We start from the raw sequence: 21,286 nt of genomic DNA on the forward strand, positions 1-21,286 counted from the left end.
CAGGAGGCGCGCATGTCGCGTAGGAGAACTCTCAGCACGAAGAAGAAGATCGCTCTGCTGGTCAGTGCGGCGACGGTGGCGGGTGGCGGTGCCTTCGTCATGGCGAGCACCTCGAACGCCGCGCAGTCGCCGCAGACCGCCGCGGAGTCGAGTGTCTGCCAGGGACTCGCCACCGCGCTCGGCAACAACGAGCGGTTCATCGAGGGACAGCGGGCCGATCCCGACGCGCAGTCGCAGGCGCGGATCGCCAACCGTGAGGCCGTCATCCAGCAGATCAAGGTCCAGCAGGAAGCGTCCGGGTGTGTCGTTGGGGAGTCGGCTCAGGGCTCCCAGGCAGCACAGCCGAGCGCTCCGGCCGAGGGTGCCGGCAATGCCGCCAACACGGGGAACACCGGTGACACGGGGAACGCCGGTGACACGGGGAACGCCGGTGACACGGGGAACGCCGGCGGCGGTGCCGCGGCCTCCGGGCAGCAGGTCTGCAACGGGTCCACCGTCACGCTCTCCGGCGAGGGCGGGGCTCCGGCCGCGTCCAGCAACCAGTTCCCGGCCGGCACCAAGCTGAAGGTCACCAACCTGGACAACAACAAGTCCACGACGGTCGAGGTCACCTCGGTCTCCGGCAGCTGTGCGCTGCTCAACAACGCGGCCTTCGAGCAGGTGCGTGAACCCGGCAAGTTCCTGATCCGCCGTGCGCTGATCGAGAAGGTGGGGTGAGGCTCGGAGCATCAACCTCGTACGTGTCATGGGTCCTGCCACTCGCGGCCACGGGTGGCAGGACCCGCGTATGTCTGCGGAGTCGGCCTCGCACGGCAGCTCACCACGTGAGTCGCGGCACAGCAGCACCAGGTAACACGGGGTTCACATTCGAGCAATGACCGGGAAATCGCCTGTTGACAGGCTCGCGGGCATCAAGCGCGGCGCCTGAAGTGCCGCAGCGCCGCCGCACCCGCAAGTGCGCCTAGACCCACCCCCGAAGGATGTGGCCCGTGACCTTCAAGGCTGAGTACATCTGGATCGACGGCACCGAGCCGACGGCCAAGCTGCGTTCGAAGACGAAGATCATCGCAGGTGAGCCCGCCGGTCTGGACGCGCTGCCGATCTGGGGCTTCGACGGGTCCTCCACCAACCAGGCCGAGGGTCACGCCTCGGACTGCGTGCTCAAGCCGGTCTTCAGCTGCCCGGACCCGATCCGCGGCGGCGACGACATCCTGGTGCTGTGCGAGGTGCTGAACATCGACCTCACCCCGCACCCGTCCAACACGCGTGCCGCGCTGGCCGAGGTGGCGGAGAAGTTCGCCGGCCAGGAGCCGATCTTCGGTATCGAGCAGGAGTACACCTTCTTCCAGGACGGCTACCCGCTCGGCTTCCCCAAGGGCGGCTTCCCGGCCCCGCAGGGCGGCTACTACTGCGGTGTCGGCGCCGACGAGATCTTCGGCCGTGAGGTCGTCGAGGCGCACCTGGAGAACTGCCTGGCGGCCGGTCTCGGCCTCTCCGGTATCAACGCCGAGGTCATGCCCGGCCAGTGGGAGTTCCAGGTCGGCCCGCTGGCCCCGCTGGACGTCTCGGACCAGCTGTGGGTGGCCCGCTGGCTGCTCTACCGCACCGCCGAGGACTTCGGTGTCGCCGCCACCCTCGACCCCAAGCCGGTCAAGGGCGACTGGAACGGCGCCGGCGCGCACACCAACTTCTCCACGAAGGCGATGCGCGAGGGCTACGACGCGATCATCACCGCGTGCGAGTCGCTGGGCGAGGGCTCGAAGCCGCTCGACCACGTCAAGAACTACGGCGCCGGCATCGACGACCGCCTGACCGGTCTGCACGAGACCGCCCCGTGGAACGAGTACTCCTACGGTGTCTCCAACCGCGGTGCCTCGGTCCGTATCCCGTGGCAGGTCGAGAAGGACGGCAAGGGCTACATCGAGGACCGTCGTCCGAACGCGAACGTCGACCCGTACGTCGTGACGCGTCTGATCGTCGACACCTGCTGCTCCGCGCTGGAGAAGGCCGGCCAGGTCTGATCCGCACAGGTCTCCTGAAGGGGCGTCCACCCGTTGGTGGGCGCCCCTTCGTCGTGCGGTGATCGCGTTGTCAGTGGCGGGTGATGTCGGGCTGTCCACGGAGTGGGACGGCTCTCCGGCCAAGGCGATCAACGTCACGCCGTTGACCTGGGACAAACGGCCGGCGGGATGAGACGAAGGGTCCCGCCGGGAGCGGGTGTCTGCTTCAATGGGGACATGGCCAGCATCCAGAAGCACTCCTCGACAGGTCGCCATGACCTCGAGCCCTTCTGGCCTTCCCGTCAGCACCACGACTTCGACCGGGTGTGTTGCCGCGCGATGAACGCGCGGGCCCTCTAAAGCCGTCACCCCGGCCTTCGGCCAGCGCGAACGACGTTCCTCACCCACGACGGACCTCTCGCGCGAAAGAGCTGACCTCTCATGGCGACCACTCGTTCTCTCTCCCCCGCCGCCACGCTCAACTCTCCTTCGTCCAACGGCGCACGGCATCATCTGCGCGCCGTGGACCGGGACGAGGTGATCGACGTCGCGGACCTCCTGCCGCCGGACGCCACCTGGCTGCCCGCTCCCCAGCACTCCCTGCCCACGCTGCCGGGACAGCCGCCGATGATCGGCTACCTGGTGCTCGTCCCGGCCGACCGCCAGCCGCCCGTTCCACGGGCCGTCGACACCGACGGCGACCCGCTGGTGCGGGTCGACTCCGTGCGGCGCACCGCCGCGGTCGAGGGGCGTGAACTCGACCTCACGTACCTGGAGTTCGAGCTGCTCGCCCACCTGGTGGCCAACCCCCATCGCGTGCACACGCGCGACCAGCTGGTCACCACGGTGTGGGGGTACGGGCATGTGGGGGACGGCCGTACGGTCGACGTCCATATCGCCCGGCTGCGCCGCAAGCTGGGCGCCGAGCACCGGAACACCATCCGGACCGTGCGCAGGGTGGGGTACAAGTACGCCCCGCCGGCCGGGCGCTGATCCGGAGCCGACGCCCGGGCTTCTGCTGACGGCAGAGTCCTGTTCCGTCCCGCGTCCGTACCGTGCAGAGTCGACGGCATGAGGCTGTTGATGCTGGGTGGTACGGAGTTCGTGGGGCGGGCCGTGGTGGAGGCGGCCCTCGGGCGGGGCTGGGAGGTAACCGTCTTCCACCGGGGGCGGCACGAGCCCCCGGCGGGCGTGCGGTCGCTGCACGGTGACCGCACGGCGCCCGAGGGGCTCACTGCCCTCGCGGAGGCGGAGGGCGAGTGGGACGTCGTCGTCGACACCTGGTCGGCCGCGCCTCGTGCCGTACGGGACTCGGCGCGGCTGCTGCGGGGCCGCGCCGGACGGTATGTGTATGTGTCCAGTTGCTCGGTGTACCAGTGGGCCCAGCCCGCCGGGTACACCGAGGACGCGGCCCTCGTCGAGGGTGCCGAGGCCGGTGCGGAGCAGACCGACTACGCGCGGGACAAGCGGGGCGGAGAACTGGCCGCCGTAGAGGCCTTCGGGGCGGAGCGCTCGGTGCTCGTGCGGGCGGGGCTGATCCTCGGGCCGTACGAGAACATCGGCCGGCTGCCGTGGTGGCTCGGTCGCATTGCGCTCGGCGGGGCCGTCCTCGCGCCCGGGCCGCGGGACCTGCCGCTCCAGTACGTGGACGTCCGCGATCTCGCGGAGTGGGTGCTGGGGTCGGTGGAGCGGGAGTTGAGCGGGCCGTACAACCTCATCAGCCCCCGGGGGCACACCACCACGGGTGAGCTTCTCGACGCGTGCGTGGCCGTGACCGGTGCGAAAGCGGAGCTGCGCTGGACCGATCCGGACGTCGTCCTCGGCGCGGGCATCGAGCCATGGACCCAGCTGCCCGTGTGGGTGCCGCCGGGCAGCGACCTGCATGACGCCCTGCACAGCGCCGATGTGTCCCGCGCCGTCGCGGCAGGGCTGCGCTGCCGTCCCGTCTCCGAGACCGTGGCCGACACCTGGCAGTGGCTGCGGGACATCGGCGGAACCGCGCCCCAGCGGCCGGACCGGGCGTCGGTGGGCCTCGATCCTGAGGTGGAGGCGAAGGTGCTGGCAGCCCAGGGGGGTGTACCTGGCACCACCTCCTGATCCGGGGGTTCGGCCCCGTGACCTCCCCTCCCGCCCTCGGCCAGACTGACGCCATGAGCATCGACACCAAGAGCGGCGGCGGCGGACGGGCGAGGGCGCGGGGCATGGGTCTGGCGGCCGTACAGGGGTTGGCGTTGGCCCTGATCTCCCTGCCGGGGGCCGTCCTCTGCCTCGTCCTGTCCCTCGTGTCCATCGCGCTCATACCCATCGGCGTCGGCATCGTCACGACGCCGTGGGTGCTGACGGGGGTCAGGACGTTCGCCGACTGGCGGCGGGTGCTCGCGGCCGAGTGGGGCGGAGTGCGGATCCCGCCCGCGTACCGGCCGTTGCCGAAGGGCGCCAATCCGTGGACGCGCACCTTCGGGATGCTGGGCGACCCGGCGACCTGGCGGGATCTGCTGTGGCTGCCCGTCGACATGACGGCCGGGTTCCTCACCGCGCTGCTGCCGGCGGTGCTGCTCATCTATCCGCTGGAGGGGTTCGCGATCGCGGCGGGGCTGTGGCGGGTCCTGCCCGACGGGTACTGGTACGGCTTCGTACCGGTCACCGACCGGGCCTCCGCACTCGGCGCCGGTGCCCTGGGCGTCGTCATCCTCTTCTTCGCGCACTTCCTCACCGTGCCCCTGCTCCAGGTCCACTTCCGGCTGACCCGTGCCGTGCTCGGTTCCGGTCAGGGTGAACTCACCGAGCGGGTGCGGGTGTTGACGGAGACCCGGCGGGACGCCGTCGACACCTCGGCCGCCGAACTGCGCCGGATCGAGCGGGATCTGCACGACGGGGCGCAGGCCCGGCTGGTGGCGATGGGCATGGACCTCGGAACCATCGAGATGCTGCTCGACAAGGACCCGGAGCAGGCCAGGCAGCTCGTCGCCCAGGCCCGCCGGTCCTCCGCCGACGCCCTCGCCGAGCTGCGCGACCTGGTGCGCGGCATCCATCCGCCGGTGCTCGCGGAGCGCGGACTGGGCGACGCCGTACGGGCGTTGGCGCTGCGGCTGCCGGTGGTGACCGAGGTGAACGTGGAGCTGCCCGGGCGGGCGGAGGCGCCCGTGGAGTCGGCGGCGTACTTCGCGGTCAGCGAGGTGCTCACCAACGCCGTCAAGCACGCGGGCGCCGACCGGATCTGGATCGACGTGGACCACAGGGACGACATGCTGCGGGTCACCGTCACCGACAACGGCAAGGGCGGCGCGGTGATCGGGGCCGGTTCGGGGCTGGTCGGGATCGAGCGGCGACTGGGTACATTCGACGGCGTCCTGGCCGTCAGCTCGCCCGCGGGCGGCCCCACCATGGTCACCATGGAGATTCCTTGCGCGTTGTCCTAGCCGAAGACCTGTTCCTGCTGCGCGACGGACTGGTCCGGCTGCTTCAGGCCTACGACTTCGAGATCGCGGCGGCCGTAGAGACCGGCCCCGAGCTGGCCCGCGCGCTGGCCGAACTGGACCCGGACGTCGCCGTCGTCGACGTACGTCTGCCGCCGACGAACACCGACGAGGGGCTGCAGTGCGCCCTTGAGGCCCGCCGGAGGAAGCCCGGGCTGCCGGTACTGGTGCTGTCGCAGCACGTGGAGCAGCTGTACGCGCGGGAGTTGCTCGCCGACGGCAGCGGCGGGGTGGGGTATCTGCTGAAGGACCGGGTGTTCGACGCGGACCAGTTCGTGGACGCCGTACGGCGGGTCGCGGCGGGCGGTACGGCGATGGACCCGCAGGTGATCCAGCAGTTGCTGAGCCGGCGCGCGGCCGACGACCAGCCGCTGGCCCGGCTCACGCCCCGGGAGACGGAGGTGCTGGAACTGATGGCGCAGGGGCGGACGAACGCGGCGATCGCCGACCGGCTCGTCGTCACGGAACGGGCCATCGCGAAGCACACCGCCAATATCTTCGCCAAACTGGGCCTTGAGGTGTCGGACGACGACAACCGTCGCGTGCTGGCGGTTCTCGCGTATCTCGACCATGGCCGGTAAAACCGGGCCAGTTCATTCACCCGCCGTGCGGGATCAACAACTCGTGGTATTTCAGGGGCGGTTGAGCACACAGCGTTCTCACGAATCTCTCAACAATTTCCGAGGCGTCTGAACACCCATGGGACGGCCTCCGTATGAAAGGGAGCCGCTTCACTCCTGTCGGGCGCCCTCGATGCCCCCGAAAAAGGAAGTCAGAGGAGTTCCATGGGACGCAACACAAGAAAACGCCGTACGCCGCTGGCCACCAAGGCCATTGCCGCATCGGCAGCCCTAGCGCTCGGTGGGGGCGGGCTTGTATGGGCCAACTTCTATGCCTCGGCGCACGAGGACAACAACTCTGGGTGGAACCAGACGAAGTCCACGAACGCCCAGGTCGCGACGATCAACTGCCCGGACGTCGGCCAGAAGCTGACGAACGTGCCGCAGAGCGCGCGCGAGGGCGTTGCCAAGGAGCTGGCGCTGCTCGACAGGCAGATCACGGATGCCTACACGCGTCTCGCGGAGACGCGGCAGGCCCAGGCGGGGGACGCCAACTACGTCAACAACGCCATCCTCGGCCCGCTGAAGTCCAAGCGTGTGGCCACGCTCGACCGGATCGGTATCAACATCAACCGAGCCGGCGGCCAGCGCCCGCAGGGACTCGACCAGTTCGCCCAGTGTCAGGGCGTCCCGGCCGAGCAGCCGGAGACCAACGACGGCGACGCTGACGGGCAGGACCAGAACCAGGACGGTCAGGACCAGAACCAGGACCAGAACCAGGACCAGAACAACGACGGTCAGGATCAGGGTCAGGACAACGGTCTCGACCCGGTGCCCGAGGGCAACGGAGGCCAGGCCGGCAACGGCCCGGCGGCGGCCGACTTCGTCAACATCGAGGACGTCCAGCCGAACTCCCGCAACCTGCCGAACGGTCTGGCCGCGAACGGGGACACCGGTTCCACCGGTTCCTTCACCACGGAGTGTGGTACCAACGAGAACAACCTGTTCAACACCGACAACCTGATCGTCGCCCCGGGTGTCGACAACGGCGCGCACCACACGCACGACTACGTCGGCAACCAGGACAACGACGCCTTCTCCAGTGACCAGGACCTCGCCAACGCGGGCACCTCGTGTCAGAACCAGGGGGACAAGTCCACCTACTACTGGCCGGTGCTCAGGCTCCAGGACGGCTCGAACGAGTTCGACGCCGACCAGGCAGGCGGTGGCGCCGAGGGCAACGCCGGTACGATCCTGGAGGCCAGCCAGGCGGAGATCAAGTTCGTCGGGAGCAAGCAGGGCGACGTGGTCGCGATGCCGAAGTTCCTGCGCATCATCACCGGTGACGCCAAGGCCTTCACCAACGGTCTCGCCAACGCCAACACCTCGTTCAGCTGCACCGGCTTCGAGGACCGGCAGGTGACGGACAAGTACGTGCTCTGCCCCGAGGGCAGCCAGGTGGTGCGGACGTCCAACTTCCAGAGCTGCTGGGACGGACAGAACATCGACAGCGCCAACCACCGTACCCACGTGGCGTTCGTCCAGGCCGACGGCAGCTGTGCGAACGGCTTCAAGGCCATCCCGCAGCTCCAGGTCCGCCTGGTGTACGACGTTCCGGCCCCGACCGTCGAGAACGGTCAGGTGCAGAACCCGTACGCCGTGGACGGCTTCCCGGAGCAGCTGCACAAGCCGATCACGGACCACAACGACTTCATCAACGTCATGGACGAGGACCTGATGAACCAGGTGGTCGAGTGCATCAACTCCGGCCAGGAGTGCAAGTAACACCTCATTAGAAAGCCGGCGGTGGGATCTCCCACCGCCGGCTTTCCCCTGTCCAGGTCTGTGTGGTCAACCCTCGTGGGTGGCGGAGTGACCGGAGTGGTCGGTCCCGAGCTCTATGTCCCCGCCCAGCTCGTCCCGCAGGGACGTCACGACGTCCTCGTGGCCCACGGCCACCCACTTGCGGCCGACGAGGTAGTAACCGCCGTAGTCCTTGGCGGTGTTGATCCACTCGCGCTGGCCGCGGTCGGTGGCGAAGGTGGCGAGGATGTACTTCTCCTTGCCGGTCTTGCAGATGGCCTGGCGGATCTCGTCCGCGTCGGTCTGCATGTTCGGGTCGCACTTCGCCATGGCCGCCAGATGCTCCAGGCTGCCGGTCGCCGTCTTCGGCGCCTCGGCCTCCTTGTCGCCGCCGGAGCCACAGCCGGCCAGCGCGAGCACCGCCACCGCGCCGGACAGCGCGAGCATCGGTCGGGTCAATGTCATCTGTTCCTCCGGTCCATGCCGCACAGAGCCCCGTCGGGGGCCCTCGTCTCCCATACGGCTGTGGTGTGCGATGCGCTCAAAACAGAGGCTCTCACAGGCACGGGTGTGCGAATGTGGCTCGATGAACAAGGACTGGGAAGACCGCGTGGGTGCGGCATGGGCGACCTTCGACAGCTACCCCGAGGAGCGGGCGGCCGACTTCCGCGCCATCATCGACGCCCTCGTCACCGAACTGCCCGACGACAGCCCCCTCGGCCCCTTCGAGCAGGCCTGCGCCTGGGACTCGACGGGCCACTCGGACAAGGCGGCGCCGCTGTACCGGGAGGCGATCGCACGCGGGCTGGACGGTTACAAGGGCCGTCGGGCCAAGATCCAGCTGTCCAGCTCGCTGAGGAACATCGGACAGGCGGAGGAGGGCGTCAAACTCCTCACGCCCGAGCTGGACGCACCCTCCGACGAGCTGGACGACGCGGTGCGGGCGACGCTGGCGCTGTGCCTGTCCAGTCTCGGACGGGACCGGGAGGGGCTGGCGCTCGTGCTGGGTGCGCTCGCGGCACATCTGCCGCGGTATCAGCGGTCGATGGCGAACTACGCCCGAGCACTGCTGGAGCCCTGAGACCGAGCCTGTCCGCCCCGCCCGGACACCCCGTGCGGCGGTGACCAACCGCCGATTCGCTCGTTCTGCTGAACGTGCAGTCACAGGATGTCGCCTCCCGCCCCGCACCCGCCTCGGCCGACCCGGTCGTCGACGTCGAGCGGGCCGAGGCCGCGCTCGTCGAGCACTATCCGCGTCTCGTCCGGCTCGCCTATCTGGTGCTGCCACCGAGCCTCGGCCGCAACCGGCGTGTGGTGACCGCGCACTCCCTCACCCAGCGCGCCCTGCCCCGGGGCCGGGCGTCGTCGGCGTCCGTGATCCCGGCCCAGGCGACGGGCCGCGACGGCGACCCGGGGTACACCTTCCTGCGCCTGCGGGTTCTGCGTACGGCGCTGGAGGCGGGCCTGCCCCTGGTGCGCCCGGCCTGGCCCAAGCGCTCCCAACTGCCGCCCCTGCTCCCCCAGGTCTGGGGCCTGCGCCTCTTCCCCAGGTCGGGCGGCGCCGATGAACTCGCCCTGGACCAGCGGCTGTCGGCGCTGTCCGGCCCGGCGCGGGCGGCCTACGTCCTGCGCGGCCTGGAGAAGCTCCCGGACGGCGACGTACGCGAGGTACTGACTGCGGCCGGCGTCGAGGACGTGGACGACGCACTGGAGGAGGCCGACGCCGTGCCGGCGCAGTACGCGCTGCTCGACTCCCCCGAGTTCGACCCCTGCTCACTGCAGGCCAGGCCCACCGACCTGATGCGGCGCAGGCAGCACCTGCGGGCCGCGCTCGCCGCCGGCGCCGCCCTGCTCGTGTGCGGCGCACTGCTCGGCCTGCCCGGCGAGGGCTGGGCCCCCGACGGTCCCGCCGCGCCCTCGTACGCGCAGAACCCGGCGGCCGAGGCCGCCCTCGACCCGGCCCAGTTGACGAAGGTCCCCGCGCTGGCCTGGCAGTCCGCCGCGCGTACCGACTTCTCCGTGTGGCCCGCGCGCGGCGACCTCGCCGGCGACTCGGCCCTGCTGCGCCGCGCCCTCGCCGTGTGGGCCCGCCCCGGTGAGACGGTCACCGTCTCGGCGACCCCCGGCACCCCGGCGGGCGGCCCGCCCGGCGCGCCGCAGCTGCTGTACGCGGGGACCATCGACACCGCGCGCGTGGTGATCCTCTACGACGGTCTGCGCATCGCCCGCTACGCCGAGCCGACGGACGGCACGACCGGCGCCGCCCTCGACTTCTCCCGGGTCGACGGCGCGACCAGGGCGGAGGCGAGCGCGGTGGTGCTGAGCCGGGCCGACGGCAATGTCCGCTATCTGCTGGCGCCCTGGGTGAAGGGGGCGGCCGAGCGTGACCTGCTGAAGCCGGACTCCGGGGCCATGGACCTCACGGTGACGGACGGGGTCACCTCGCCGCTGTCGAGTCCGGTCTCCCAGCGGACCGGCGCGTGCTCGTCGTGGAACGTCCTTCAGGTGACCGACGCCGCCGGCACCCGGCTGCTGACCGACCTCGCCGAACTGGTCCCGGCCCGCCTCACCTCGGGCCGTCCCGGAGCCGCGAAGGACGTGACCGGTGCGCAGGCGCTGCACGCCTGGGCGCCCTCCTCCTGCTGGCTGGGCGCGATGCGCTCCGCGGGCGTGCGCACGGTCAACGCCTGGTCGTTCGCCCGGCAGACGCTGCCCGACGGCACCGGCTCGGCGGACTGGTCGTGCAGCCGTGCCGAGACCTGGCGTGGGGGCGGCGAGCGGGTGCTGGCCCAGTTCCGCACGCCGGGCACCGCGCAGGCGGCGGTGGTGGCCAAGGCGCAGAACGTGTCGGCGTGCGGGGCGCGGGATCCCCATGTGCTGGCCGGGGTGCTGTGGAAGGCGAAGGCGGGCGACTGGTACCTGATGGCGGCGGGCACGCGTGACACGGAGTCGATCCGGGCGACGGGCGGTGTGCGGGGCACCGCCGAGGGCAGTCTGCTGACCGTACGGGCCGAGCAGGGCGCGCAGGCCGAGCTGAAGGGCACCCTGGAGAACGGGCGGTCGATCAGCGGGCTGAAGTGAGCGGCCTGCTGACAGCAGCCTTGCTGACAGTCATGTAAACAAGGTGACGCACGGGGCTTCACCCGGGACTTACCGGTCAGTACATTGACGCCATGTCTAATACGGCCATGTCCAATACGCAGGACCGGGTGCCCCTCAAGGCCCGCAAGGTGTCCTTCTCCTGGGACGACACCCCGTTGCACTGGGTGCCGGGGGATCCGTTCACCACGCACACCATCAATGTGCTGCATCTGCTCCTGCCGGCCGGTGAACGATGGTTCGTGCACGTCTACAAGCAGGTGCTGCCGTACATACGGGACGAGCAACTGCGCGAGGACGTCCTCGGGTTCATCGGACAGGAGGCGATGCACTCGCAGGCCCACGACGAGGTGCTGCCGCATCTGCGGGAGCAGGGGCTCGATCCGACGCCGTACACCGCGCAGGTGGACTGGCTGTTCGAGAAGCTGCTCGGCGACCGCACGCTGCCGCCGGGCCGGGCGCGGCGCTGGTGGCTGATGGAGCGGGTCGCGCTCATCGCGGCGATCGAGCACTACACCGCCTTCCTCGGCGACTGGGTGCTGAACGCCGAGGAGCTGGACCGCCGGGGCGCCGACCCGACCATGCTGGACCTGCTGCGCTGGCACGGCGCCGAGGAGGTCGAGCACCGGTCGGTCGCCTTCGACGTGTTCATGCATGTCGACGGGGAGTACCGGCGGCGGGTGCGGACCTGGGCCACCGCGTTCACGGCTCTGGTCTTCCTCTGGCAGCGCGGGGCACGGTTCTTCATGGAGAACGACCCGACGCTCATCGACGGCAGGGCGACCTTCAAGGACTTCCACGTCCGCGGCAGGCGCGGCACGCTCCCCTCGACCGGGGACATGCTCAGGTCCATCCCGCGGTATCTGAGCCGGGCGTACCACCCCTCGCAGGAGGGCTCCACCCAGCAGGCCGTCGCCTATCTCGCCACATCCCCTGCCGCACTGGCCGCGGAGAAGGGTGCCGCCTGATGCCGAAGCTCCGTACCGTCGCCGTCGTCGCCGGTGCCGCCCTGCTCGCGCGGCGGGCGCTGCGGCGCCGTGTCCAGGTCTCGCCGCTGTGGCCGATGCCCGCCCTTGAGGAGCCGATCTCCGGGCGGCCCCGGTCGCGTGCGCTGCGGGTGCTGGTGGCCGCGCGCGAGGAGGTCGCCGAGGGGGTTGTACGACTACGGCTGGAGGGGCACGACCTGCCGCGCTGGGAGCCCGGCGCGCATCTCGACCTCGTCCTGCCGTCGGGGCTGGTGCGGCAGTACTCGCTGTGCGGCGACCCGGAGGACACCTCGTCGTACACCGTGGCGACCCGGCTGGTCCCGGACGGGCGGGGCGGCTCGCGCGAGGTGCACGAGCAGATCCGCGAGGGCATGGAGCTGGAGGTGCGCGGGCCGCGGAACCGGTTCCCGCTCGTCGAGGCCGAGTCGTATGTCTTCGTCGCGGGCGGCATCGGGATCACCCCTGTTCTGCCGATGCTGCGGGCGCTGCCGGAGGGCGCCGAGTGGCGGCTGCTGTACTGCGGGCGCGACCGCGCCTCGATGCCGTTCCTGGCGGACGTCGAGAAGCTGGGCGAGGGCCGGGTGACGGTCGTGGAGGGGCCGGCGGACGTCGACGGGTTCCTCGCGGACGTGCCCGAGGGTGCCGCCGTCTACTGCTGCGGGCCGGAAGGGCTGATGGCCGCGGTGGAGGCAAGGTTCCCGTCGGTCCGGCTGGAGCGGTTCACGCCCCGCGCCGCGGCGGGCGGCGCCTTCGAGGTCGAACTCCGGCGCAGCGGACGGACGTTGACCGTGTCCGCCGACTCGACCGTACTGGCCGCCGTACGCGCCGAGCTGCCGAACACCGCCTACTCCTGCGAGCAGGGTTTCTGCGGGACCTGTCAACAGCGGGTACTGGAGGGCGAGGTGGATCACCGGGACGAGTTGCTCACCGACGCGGAGCGGGGCGACTCCATGCTGATCTGTGTGTCGCGGGCGCGGGGTGATCGGCTCGTGCTGGATATGTGAACGACCATGGTCGGTCCGGTCCGTTCGGGGCCGGAATCGATCGGTAAGGTGTTCGCATGACTACCGGGGTACGGCGAAGAATGGGAGTCGAGGAGCGGCGGCAGCAGTTGATAGGCGTCGCCCTCGAACTGTTCAGCCAGCGATCGCCCGACGATGTCTCCATCGACGAGATAGCCGCGGCCGCGGGCATCTCCCGGCCGCTGGTGTATCACTACTTCCCCGGCAAACTCAGCCTGTACGAAGCCGCGTTGAAGCGTGCGGCGGAGGAACTGGCGGGTCGTTTCGTCGAGCCGCAGGAGGGGCCGCTTGGGGCGCGGCTGCTGCGGGTGATGCGGCGGTTCTTCGACTTCGTCGACGATCACGGCCCCGGTTTCTCGGCGCTGATGCGCGGCGGCCCGGCGGTCGGCTCGACGGCGACGAACGCGCTGATCGACTCCGTACGGCAGGCCGCGTATGTCCAAATCCTTTCGCATCTGCGCGTGGAGAATCCGCCGGCGCGACTGGAACTGGTCGTTCGCTCCTGGATCTCGCTCGCCGAGTCGACCGCGCTGATCTGGCTGGACGGCCGCCGCATCCCGCGCGGCGAGCTGGAGGTCCAGCTCGTGCACGACTTCGCCGCGCTGGCCGCCGTCAGCGCCGCCCAGGACGAGGAGATGGGCGCGCTGCTCCGCCGCATGCTCAGGGACGAACCGGCCGACGGCCCGTTCGCCGACCTGGTCGCCCGGCTGATCTCGCTGGCGGCATAGGGGGAAGCCAGAACAGGCCCTAGCGGTCGAATTTCCGGTAGGACGCGTCGAGGTCGCGCACCTCGGCGGAGGCGTGCAGCACGATGCCGTCGTCCTCGATGTGCTTGCGCAGCAGCTCCAGAACCGCCTCCGTCAGCCTCGCCTTGGTCTCGTCGCTGCGCCCGGCGAGCAGGCCGAGCGTGACATGGACGACCGCGTGGGCCGCAGCCTGCGGGTCCTCGTAGCCGAAGGCCGTGAGCCGGCTGGGCCGGAACTGTGTCTTGCACGCCTCCGGCTTGGCCGCCGCGATCTCGACGGTCGCGGTGTGCAGGTCCCTGGCGAAGCCCTCCCGGTCGAAGGAGATCGTCTGCGAGTAGTCGACCGTGATCTGCGGCATGAGCACTCCTGTTCTACGTCGGCAGCGCTCACCCTAACCGCAGCGCCAGCATCGCGATGTCGTCCTCCCGGTCGGGCCCGAAGCAGCCCAGCAGGCTGTCGCACAGCCCGTCGAGGCCGGCCGGGGCGTCGGCGGCGGCCGTGCGCAGCTGTTCCATGGAGGCGGCGAGGTCGATGCCGCGGGTCTCTATGAGGCCGTCGGTGACCATCAGGAGACGGTCCTGCCGGTTCAGCACCAGCTCGCTCGGCTCGGGCCGGTCGAGGCCGAGCCCGAGCAGCGGACCGTCCACCGGGACGTACTCGGCCTCGCCCTCCTCCCGCACGAGCACCGGCGGCAGATGGCCCGCGTTGGCGATCCGGACCCGCCCCGTGCCGGGGTCGACCAGGGCGAGGCAGACCGTGGCGGTGACCTCGGGGTGGTAGTGCAGCAGCATCCGGTCGAGCCGTTCGGCGAGTGCCCGCGGGTCGCTCTCCTCGACGCAGTAGGCGCGCAGCGCGTGCCGCATCTCGACCATCACGGTGGCCGCGTCCAGCGAGTGCCCGACGACGTCCCCGACCGCGGTGAGCACCCCGTCCGGGGTCCGCAGGGCGGCGTAGAAGTCGCCGCCGATCTCGGTCTGCCGGGAGGCGGGCACATACCGCACGACGAGGTCGACGCCCGGCAGATGGGGCAGCCGGTGCGGCTGGGGCAGGAAACTGTGCTGGAGGGTGAGGGCGATGTCCCGCTCCGCCTGGTACATCAGCAGCGGCTCGGCCGCGAGCGCGGTGGCCTGGGCGAGGCGGGCCAGGAGGTCGGCGGGGTCCTGCTCGGGAGGGACCAGCGGGGTCCGCGGGCGCGCGCGGGAGACGTGCGCGGTGCTCTGCGCGGGGAGCACCAGGGCCGACGACAGGTGGTCGTCCCCGAGTTCGCGGGACACGGCCGGCCGGTGTGCGGGGGTGGCGACGCACACCGGTGTGCGGCCCTCCTGGGTGACGGCCAGAACCAGGTGGGCGTCGTCCCTGGCGCCGGGGTGGAAGAATCCCGCCGGCCACAGGGGCGCCGGGACGACGGTGCTGTGCACACCGGTCCGCCCGCCCCAGCGCTGCGCGATCCGGGTGATCAGCCGCGCCGCCGCCTCGTGCGCTCCCGCGTCGGGCAGGGCGAGCCGGCTGCGCGAGGTGCCGCGGTGCGGTTCGCCGTCCGGGCCGATCAGGAACACGACGGCGGGCGTGCCGGTGAGCCGGGCCGCGCCCGCGGCGGCCGCGTCGGCCAGCTCCCCCAGGCAGCGCGCGGTCTGCACGGTGACGATGGTCTCGGACAGCAGCGTCAGCCGTTGCGCGAGCGCCTCGGCGTCGGTGCGCCGGCGCGCCCTGCGTACCGCCGCCTGGACGACGGCCTGGATCTCCCGGGGCTCGGCCGGCACGGTCAGGTAGGCGTCGGCGCCCGCGTCGAGCCCCCGGCACCGGTCCCCCGCGTCCCTCGCCGTCGCGGAGAAGTGTACGACGGGCAGCGCGGCCGTGGACGGGCGGGACTTGACCAGGCGGCACAGGTCGAAGCCGTTCATGTCCGGCAGCCCGATGTCGACGAGGGCCGCGTCCGGCAGGGCGCCCGCCCGCAGCCGTACGTCGAGCTCGCTCAGTGCCTCGCCCGCGCTCGCGACCGGTACCACGTCATGGCCAGCGCGGTGCAGCACGGCGCCCATGGCGTAGCGGTTGGTCGGGACGTCGTCGACGACCATCACGGTCGCGCCCGACGGCTTGACGTAACCGTCCATCGTCGGCAGCCCCTGGATGCGCGTAAGTGGGGCGGACCCGTTGGCCGGGCCCGCCCCACTCAAGCTAGCGCCGTGTCAAAGGGTTCGTGTGAAGACGGCGACAGTACGACCCGGAATGGCGAACGTGCCTGTTTCCTCCTCGTAGGAAGCGGACTTGACGATAGGGTCCGCGCCTGAGGCCTGCACCGGATGCAGCCGGTACCACTCGCCGGCGAGCGGGGCGACGCGCTGCTCCTGCTTATCGGGCGTCGCGTTGAAGACGACGACCAGGTCACCGAGCCGCATGGTGATCACGCCGGGCGTCTCGTCCGTGCCGGACAGCGGGAAGGACAGCTTCGACTGCACCTGCTCGGCCGTGCCGAGGGAGAAGGCGCTCTCCGTCGAACGGATCCGCAGCAGGTCCCGGTACGCCGCCGAGGTGCCCTCGATCTGCTCGCAGCCGACCTTGACGGTGCCGAGCAAGGGCTTGGCGTACGGCCACTTGGAGGCGTTGTCGGCCGCCATCGGCAGCCCCCGCCCGAAGCCGTTGCCGTCGGCGCAGTTCCAGTGGATGGCGTTGAACCAGTCGCCGCTGTCGTAGGAGTTGCGGTCCAGCGACTTGGAGCGCAGCAGGTCGGTGCCGGCCTGGGAGAGCGCCGGGCCCTGCGACAGGGTCGCCGTGGCCATGGCGAGGACCTGCATCCGGGCGCGGTCGGACGCGCTCGTCGTGGCGGGCAGCTTGAAGGCGAGGGCGTCGAACAGCGACTCGTTGTCGTGTGCGTCCGCGTAGGCGAGGGCGTCGCCGGGGGCGGCCGCGTAGCCGGCGGGTGAGCCGTTGTAGTCGACCTCGGAGCCCTTGACCTCCTTGCCCGCGGTGTCGGTGAAGCGGAAACCGGCGAGGTTGCCGGACAGGCCGACCTTGATCAGGTCCTGGTAGTGCAGCAGACGCGCCTTCTGCTCCTCAGAAGTGCCGTTGTTCTTCGAGGAGTTGGGCTCGGTGTAGAGCCCGGACGCGAAGCCCTGGACGCCCGGGTCCTCGTCGAAGGGCCCGCCGCCGCGTACGGCGTCCCGCGCCCGGTCGGAGAAGGTGGCGATACCGGTGCCGGCCATGTTCCGCTGGGTGGCCTGGGTGAAGCGGGCGTCGTCGGCGACCTCGCCGAAGTTCCAGCCCTCGCCGTACAGGATGATCTTCTTGCCGTCGACGCCGTCCCTGGCGAGGGTCAGCTCGTCGAGGGCCCGCCGGACCGCGAGGATGTTGGCCTTGGGATGGTGGCCCATGAGGTCGAAGCGGAAGCCGTCGACCTTGTACTTCTTGGCCCAGGTGACGATGGAGTCGACGACCAGCTTGCCCATCATGGCGTTCTCGGTGGCGGTGTTGGCACAGCAGGTGCTGTTGGCGACCGAGCCGTCGGCGAGGAGCCGCTGGTAGTAACCGGGGACGATGCGGTCGAGGACGCTGGTGTCGGCCTGACCGGCGGCCGCCGTGTGGTTGTAGACGACGTCCATGACGACCCGCAGGCCGTCCTCGTTCAGCGCCTTGACCATCTCGCGGAACTCGACGGTACGCGCGGTGCCGTCGGGGTCGGAGGCGTACGAGCCCTCCGGGACCGTGTAGTGGTAGGGGTCGTAGCCCCAGTTGTAGGCGTCCTTCGCGGCGATCTTCGCGACGCACTCCTGCTGCCGCTCGGAGTCGGCCGGGAGAGAGGCAAGGTCGCAGTCGGTGGTCGCCTGGTCGGACTTCTTCTCCGGGATGGTGGCGATGTCGAAGACCGGCAGCAGATGGACGTACGACGTGCCCGCCTCGGCCAGCTGCTTCAGGTGTTTGGAGCCGTCGCTGAGCTTGTCGGTGAAGGCGAGGTAGGTGCCCTTGTCCTTCGCAGGCACCGTCCTGTCCGCGATCGAGAAGTCCCGGACGTGCAGCTCCTGGATCTGCGCGTCCTTCAGCGGCACCGCCTTCGGCTTGGTGTACGTCGACCAGCCCGCCGGCGCCAGGGACCGGTCGTCGAGGTCGACGAGGAGGCTGCGCTCGGAGTTCGCGGTGAGCGCGACCGAGTAGGGGTCGGTGACCTTGTTGGTGACGACCTCGCGGACGCTGGGCGCCCAGACCCGCACGACGTACCGGTATGGCTTGTTCTTCCAGGACCTGGGCCCGGTGACGGACCAGACGCCGGTGCTCTCGTTCCGCTTCAGGGCGACGGTGGAGTCGCCGATCTCGGCCTTGACCGACTGTGCCGTGGGCGCCCAGACGGCGAGCGTCGGACGGCCCTTGTCGAAGGTCGGTCCGAGCTCGGCCTTCGCCGCGCCGGAGTACAGGTCGTCGAGCACGCCGGCGATCTGCACACCGGTCGCGGCCAGGACGGCACCACCCGCGGCCCGCTGCGAGGCGACGACCTGGCCCTTGAGTGCCTCGCGCACCCGGTCGCGGTCGCGCGGGTCGACGGACCAGGCGGCGTAGTCCTTCAGATGCGGGAACTTCGCCTTCTGGGCGTCGGTGAGGGACGTCTTCGACAGCCGCAGCCACTTGGCGTCGCCGCTCAGCGTCCCGTTCTCGACGGCGATCCCACCGTCCCGGCTGTACAGCAGCTGGGTGGAGGCGGCGGCGTCGGAGCCGTTCCAGGCGAGCGTGTTCCGGTCGATCCAGACCGCCTTGGAGGTGGTCAGGTCGAGGGCCGCCGCGGAGCCCGCCGGCTGCGGGAGCAGATACTTCTCCTGGCCGCTCAACAGCCACACCTCATGGCCGTTCGCCGTGAGGTCGAGCGACTGGTCGCTGGGCAGGTCCTTCTCGTCGCCCTTGTGGATGATGTAGCTGAGACTGGTGGCACCGTCGGTGAGCGGTACCTCGAAGACCGCACCATAACTGTCAGTCTTGACCGGCTTCAGGGGGTTCGACCACTCGGTGGGGTGCGCGGCACCCGTCCAGGTGTGCAGACCCCAGCCGTCGTAGTCGCCGTCGGCACGGTGGTAGTGGAGGGTCGCCCTGGTCCTGTCCTGCCCGGGAAGGTCCGGCCGCTCCGTGAGCACGTCCGCCTTGCCCTGCTCGACCCAGACCTCGCCCGTCCTGGTGACGTCGATCGTGCGGTCGGCGGAGACGTCCTTGTTGCCGTCCTTGTCGATGACGAGGAAGCCGATGCTCGACGCGCCGGGCTTCAGCTTGACGTAGGCGAAGGCGCCGTAGGCGTCCCGCCCGACGAAGGGGTGGCTCTTCGGCCACTCGGTGGACTCGCCGTCGGCGAGGTCGCCCCAGGCGTACAGGCCCCAGTCCGCGTAGTCGCCGTCGGTGCGCTTGTAGTGGACGATCGCGTAGTCGCGGGAGGAGGCGCTGGGGATCTCGGGGGCGGGCGGGGTGCCGGTGGTGGACTGGGCGGTCGCGCTCGCCCTGTGTCCCGCCGAGTCGATCACCACCGCCTTGTAGCGCAGGGTGGTTCCGGCCGGTACGTCCTTCCCGATGATCTGTGTGACCTTGTACGGGGCGTGGTCGGCGGAGCCGAGGGTCCCCCACTTGCCGGTTCCGGCCTGTGCGGCGAAGACGACGCGGTTGAGCTGCCCGCCGTCGACCTCGGCGCCGATCTCGACCGTGCCCGTGGCGCCGGCGGCCGGGGCCTTGAGGGTGATCGCCGGCTTGGCGGCGGGCTGGGCCGGCTTGCCCGCGGCCTTGAGGACGATCGCCGAGCCGGCCGGGACGGTGACGGTGAGCTTCTTGTCGCCGTCGCTCTTCAGGGAGCCGTCGCTGCCGTAGATGCCCTTGAACGTCATGCCGGCCGAACCGGTCGCGAATGTCGCCGTCTTCGCCTCGTCGGCGTTGTTGAAGGCGACGACGTACTCGGTGCCCGTCCTGGCGTCGGTGCGGGAGAAGGCGTAGATCCCGGCGCCGTCGGCCGCGAACCGCTCGGTCTGGACACCGTCGGCGAGGGCCGGGTTGGCCTTGCGGAGCTTGGAAAGCGCCGCGATCTGCCGGTACAGCGGCGCACCGGTGTCGTAGGCGTCGCTCGCGTGGGTGCGGTCGGTGCCGATCTGGTCGTCGTCGAGGTAGTCGGCGGTCCTGGAGGCGAACAGGGTCTGGCGGGCGTCCTTGTCGCCGCCGGAGCCCGTGAAGCCCTGCTCGTCGCCGTAGTAGACGACCGGGTTGCCGCGGCTGAGGAACATCAGCTCGTTGGCGAGCTCGTCCTTCTTCAGCAGTTCGGCGTCGGTCGCGTCCGGGGCGTCCTGCTTCAGGAAGTACCCGATGCGGCCCATGTCGTGGTTGCCGAGGAAGGTGACCTGCTCGTAGGCGTTGGCCTTGTCGGTCGTGTACTTGTAGTCGTCGCCGAAGACGCCGGCCAGCTTGCCTGCGCTGCCGCCCTGGGAGGCGTACTGGCGTGCCGCCTCCTGGAAGGGGAAGTCGAGCGTGGCGTCCAGGCGGCCCTGGGTGACGTACGGCGAGGTGATGCCCGTGTCGGCGGAGTAGACCTCACCGAACATGAAGAAGTCGTCGCGGCCCCGCTTGGCCGCGTAGGAGTCGAGGGCCGTGGCCCACTGGGTCCAGAACTCCATGTTGACGTGCTTCACGGTGTCGATCCGGAAGCCGTCGATGTCGAAGTCCCGTACCCACCGCTGGTAGATACGCTCCATCCCCCGTACGACCTCGGGGCGCTCGGTCCACAGGTCGTCGAGGCCGCCGAAGTCGCCGTGTGTGGAGCTCTCACCGGCGAAGGTGGAGTCGCCGCGGTTGTGGTACATCGTCGGGTCGTTGAGCCACGACGGGACCTTGGAGTTCCTCGTGACCTCGGGCGTGCGCGGGAAGGATTCGGTGTCGACGTCCGGGAAGTCCCTTCTGCCGTCCGCGTAGTCCGCGTCGTCGAAGGGCTTGCCGTCCTTCGTCAGATACGGGAAGGCGCCCTTGGAGAGGTAGTCGTAGGACTTCTCCTCGTAGTCGACGACGTCGGCGGTGTGGTTGGTGATGACGTCGAAGAAGACCTTCATGCCCTTGGCGTGGGCCTTGGAGATGAGGGTCTGAAGGTCCTTGTTGGTGCCGAAGTGCGGGTCGACCTGGGTGAAGTCGGTGACCCAGTAGCCGTGGTAGCCGGCGGAGGCGTTGCTCCCGGTCCCCTGCACGGGCTGGTTCCTGAAGATCGGGGCCATCCAGACGGCGGTGGTGCCGAGGCCCTTGATGTAGTCGAGGCGCTTGGTCAGGCCCTTGAGGTCGCCGCCCTGGTAGAAGCCCTTGTCGGTGGGGTCGTAGCCGGTGGAGAGCCGGGAGCCGGTGAGCCCGCCCCGGTCGTTGGACGTGTCGCCGTTGGCGAAACGGTCCGGCATCACGAAGTAGAACTGCTCACGGGTGGCGTCGTGCCGGGCGGGCTCGGCAGCGAGCTTCGCGTCGGACGGGGGCGCGGGCGGAGTGTCCGCCCGCGCCGCGAGCGGCTGGACGAGCGCTGCGGCCAGCGCGGTCACGGTGACCGCGGCGACCCGTCCGGCATGGCTGGTGCGGCGCCTCGACGGCGTCGGCCATCTCGGTATCACAGATGGAC

The 21,286-nt window shown here is 70.4% G+C and carries 16 protein-coding genes; 12 read left to right on the plus strand and 4 right to left on the minus strand.

The window, feature by feature from the left end:
* Positions 1-12 precede the first annotated feature (12 nt).
* From ACZ7NC_RS28420 to ACZ7NC_RS28450, 7 genes are all read left to right on the plus strand, one after another.
* The gene (locus tag ACZ7NC_RS28420; protein ID WP_471492316.1) at positions 13-717 is read left to right on the plus strand and encodes an RlpA-like double-psi beta-barrel domain-containing protein; all 705 of its coding nucleotides are present in this window, start codon (positions 13-15) and stop codon (positions 715-717) included.
* A 272-nt stretch (positions 718-989) separates the two neighbouring features.
* A complete protein-coding gene (glnII, locus tag ACZ7NC_RS28425) occupies positions 990-2,021 on the plus strand; it encodes a glutamine synthetase (protein ID WP_471492317.1) in 1,032 nt (343 codons plus the stop codon).
* Positions 2,022-2,441: 420 nt separating this feature from the next.
* Positions 2,442-2,993, plus strand: a complete 552-nt coding sequence (locus ACZ7NC_RS28430) for a winged helix-turn-helix domain-containing protein (RefSeq protein WP_471492318.1) — start codon at positions 2,442-2,444, stop codon at positions 2,991-2,993.
* Positions 2,994-3,071: 78 nt separating this feature from the next.
* Positions 3,072-4,097 (plus strand): SDR family oxidoreductase, encoded by a 1,026-nt coding sequence (locus tag ACZ7NC_RS28435; RefSeq protein WP_471492319.1) that lies wholly within the window; start codon positions 3,072-3,074, stop codon positions 4,095-4,097.
* A 53-nt stretch (positions 4,098-4,150) separates the two neighbouring features.
* Entirely contained in the window at positions 4,151-5,419 is a 1,269-nt protein-coding gene (locus ACZ7NC_RS28440; protein WP_471492320.1) for a sensor histidine kinase, read from the plus strand.
* Complete coding sequence (locus ACZ7NC_RS28445; RefSeq protein ID WP_471492321.1) at positions 5,404-6,057, plus strand: LuxR C-terminal-related transcriptional regulator; 654 nt, start codon at positions 5,404-5,406, stop codon at positions 6,055-6,057. The genes ACZ7NC_RS28440 and ACZ7NC_RS28445 overlap by 16 nt, the downstream gene beginning before the upstream one ends.
* Positions 6,058-6,261: 204 nt before the next feature.
* Positions 6,262-7,821 (plus strand): DUF1996 domain-containing protein, encoded by a 1,560-nt coding sequence (locus ACZ7NC_RS28450; RefSeq protein WP_471492322.1) that lies wholly within the window; start codon positions 6,262-6,264, stop codon positions 7,819-7,821.
* 66 nt (positions 7,822-7,887) lie between these two features.
* Here ACZ7NC_RS28450 and ACZ7NC_RS28455 read toward each other — a convergent pair whose 3' ends face one another.
* Entirely contained in the window at positions 7,888-8,304 is a 417-nt protein-coding gene (locus tag ACZ7NC_RS28455; protein ID WP_471492323.1) for a hypothetical protein, read from the minus strand.
* Between the two features lie 121 nt (positions 8,305-8,425).
* Here ACZ7NC_RS28455 and ACZ7NC_RS28460 point away from each other — a divergent pair, with 121 nt between their 5' ends.
* From ACZ7NC_RS28460 to ACZ7NC_RS28480, 5 genes are all read left to right on the plus strand, one after another.
* Positions 8,426-8,920, plus strand: a complete 495-nt coding sequence (locus ACZ7NC_RS28460; RefSeq protein WP_471492324.1) for a tetratricopeptide repeat protein — start codon at positions 8,426-8,428, stop codon at positions 8,918-8,920.
* Positions 8,921-8,994: 74 nt separating this feature from the next.
* Entirely contained in the window at positions 8,995-10,920 is a 1,926-nt protein-coding gene (locus ACZ7NC_RS28465; RefSeq protein ID WP_471492325.1) for a hypothetical protein, read from the plus strand.
* A gap of 107 nt (positions 10,921-11,027) precedes the next feature.
* On the plus strand, positions 11,028-11,906 hold the full coding sequence (locus ACZ7NC_RS28470) for a metal-dependent hydrolase (RefSeq protein ID WP_471492326.1): 879 nt from the start codon (positions 11,028-11,030) through the stop codon (positions 11,904-11,906).
* Positions 11,906-12,928 (plus strand): PDR/VanB family oxidoreductase, encoded by a 1,023-nt coding sequence (locus ACZ7NC_RS28475; RefSeq protein WP_471492327.1) that lies wholly within the window; start codon positions 11,906-11,908, stop codon positions 12,926-12,928. Before ACZ7NC_RS28470 ends, ACZ7NC_RS28475 begins: the two co-directional genes overlap by 1 nt.
* A 56-nt stretch (positions 12,929-12,984) precedes the next feature.
* Complete coding sequence (locus ACZ7NC_RS28480; protein ID WP_471492328.1) at positions 12,985-13,674, plus strand: TetR/AcrR family transcriptional regulator; 690 nt, start codon at positions 12,985-12,987, stop codon at positions 13,672-13,674.
* 19 nt (positions 13,675-13,693) lie between these two features.
* On the opposite strand, the gene ACZ7NC_RS28485 is transcribed toward ACZ7NC_RS28480, so the two are convergent.
* The 3 genes from ACZ7NC_RS28485 to pulA all read right to left on the minus strand — a co-directional run bounded on the left by ACZ7NC_RS28485 (position 13,694) and on the right by pulA (position 21,278).
* Entirely contained in the window at positions 13,694-14,050 is a 357-nt protein-coding gene (locus tag ACZ7NC_RS28485) for a 5-carboxymethyl-2-hydroxymuconate Delta-isomerase (protein WP_471492329.1), read from the minus strand.
* 28 nt (positions 14,051-14,078) lie between these two features.
* Positions 14,079-15,803, minus strand: coding sequence for a SpoIIE family protein phosphatase (locus tag ACZ7NC_RS28490; protein ID WP_471492330.1), 1,725 nt, complete (start codon positions 15,801-15,803; stop codon positions 14,079-14,081).
* A 75-nt stretch (positions 15,804-15,878) separates the two neighbouring features.
* Positions 15,879-21,278 carry a pullulanase-type alpha-1,6-glucosidase gene (pulA, locus tag ACZ7NC_RS28495; RefSeq protein WP_471492331.1) on the minus strand — a complete coding sequence of 1,800 codons (5,400 nt, stop codon included), beginning with the start codon at positions 21,276-21,278 and terminating at the stop codon, positions 15,879-15,881.
* Positions 21,279-21,286: the final 8 nt, after the last annotated feature.

This window comes from Streptomyces sp. NPDC111802 (assembly GCF_055634335.1).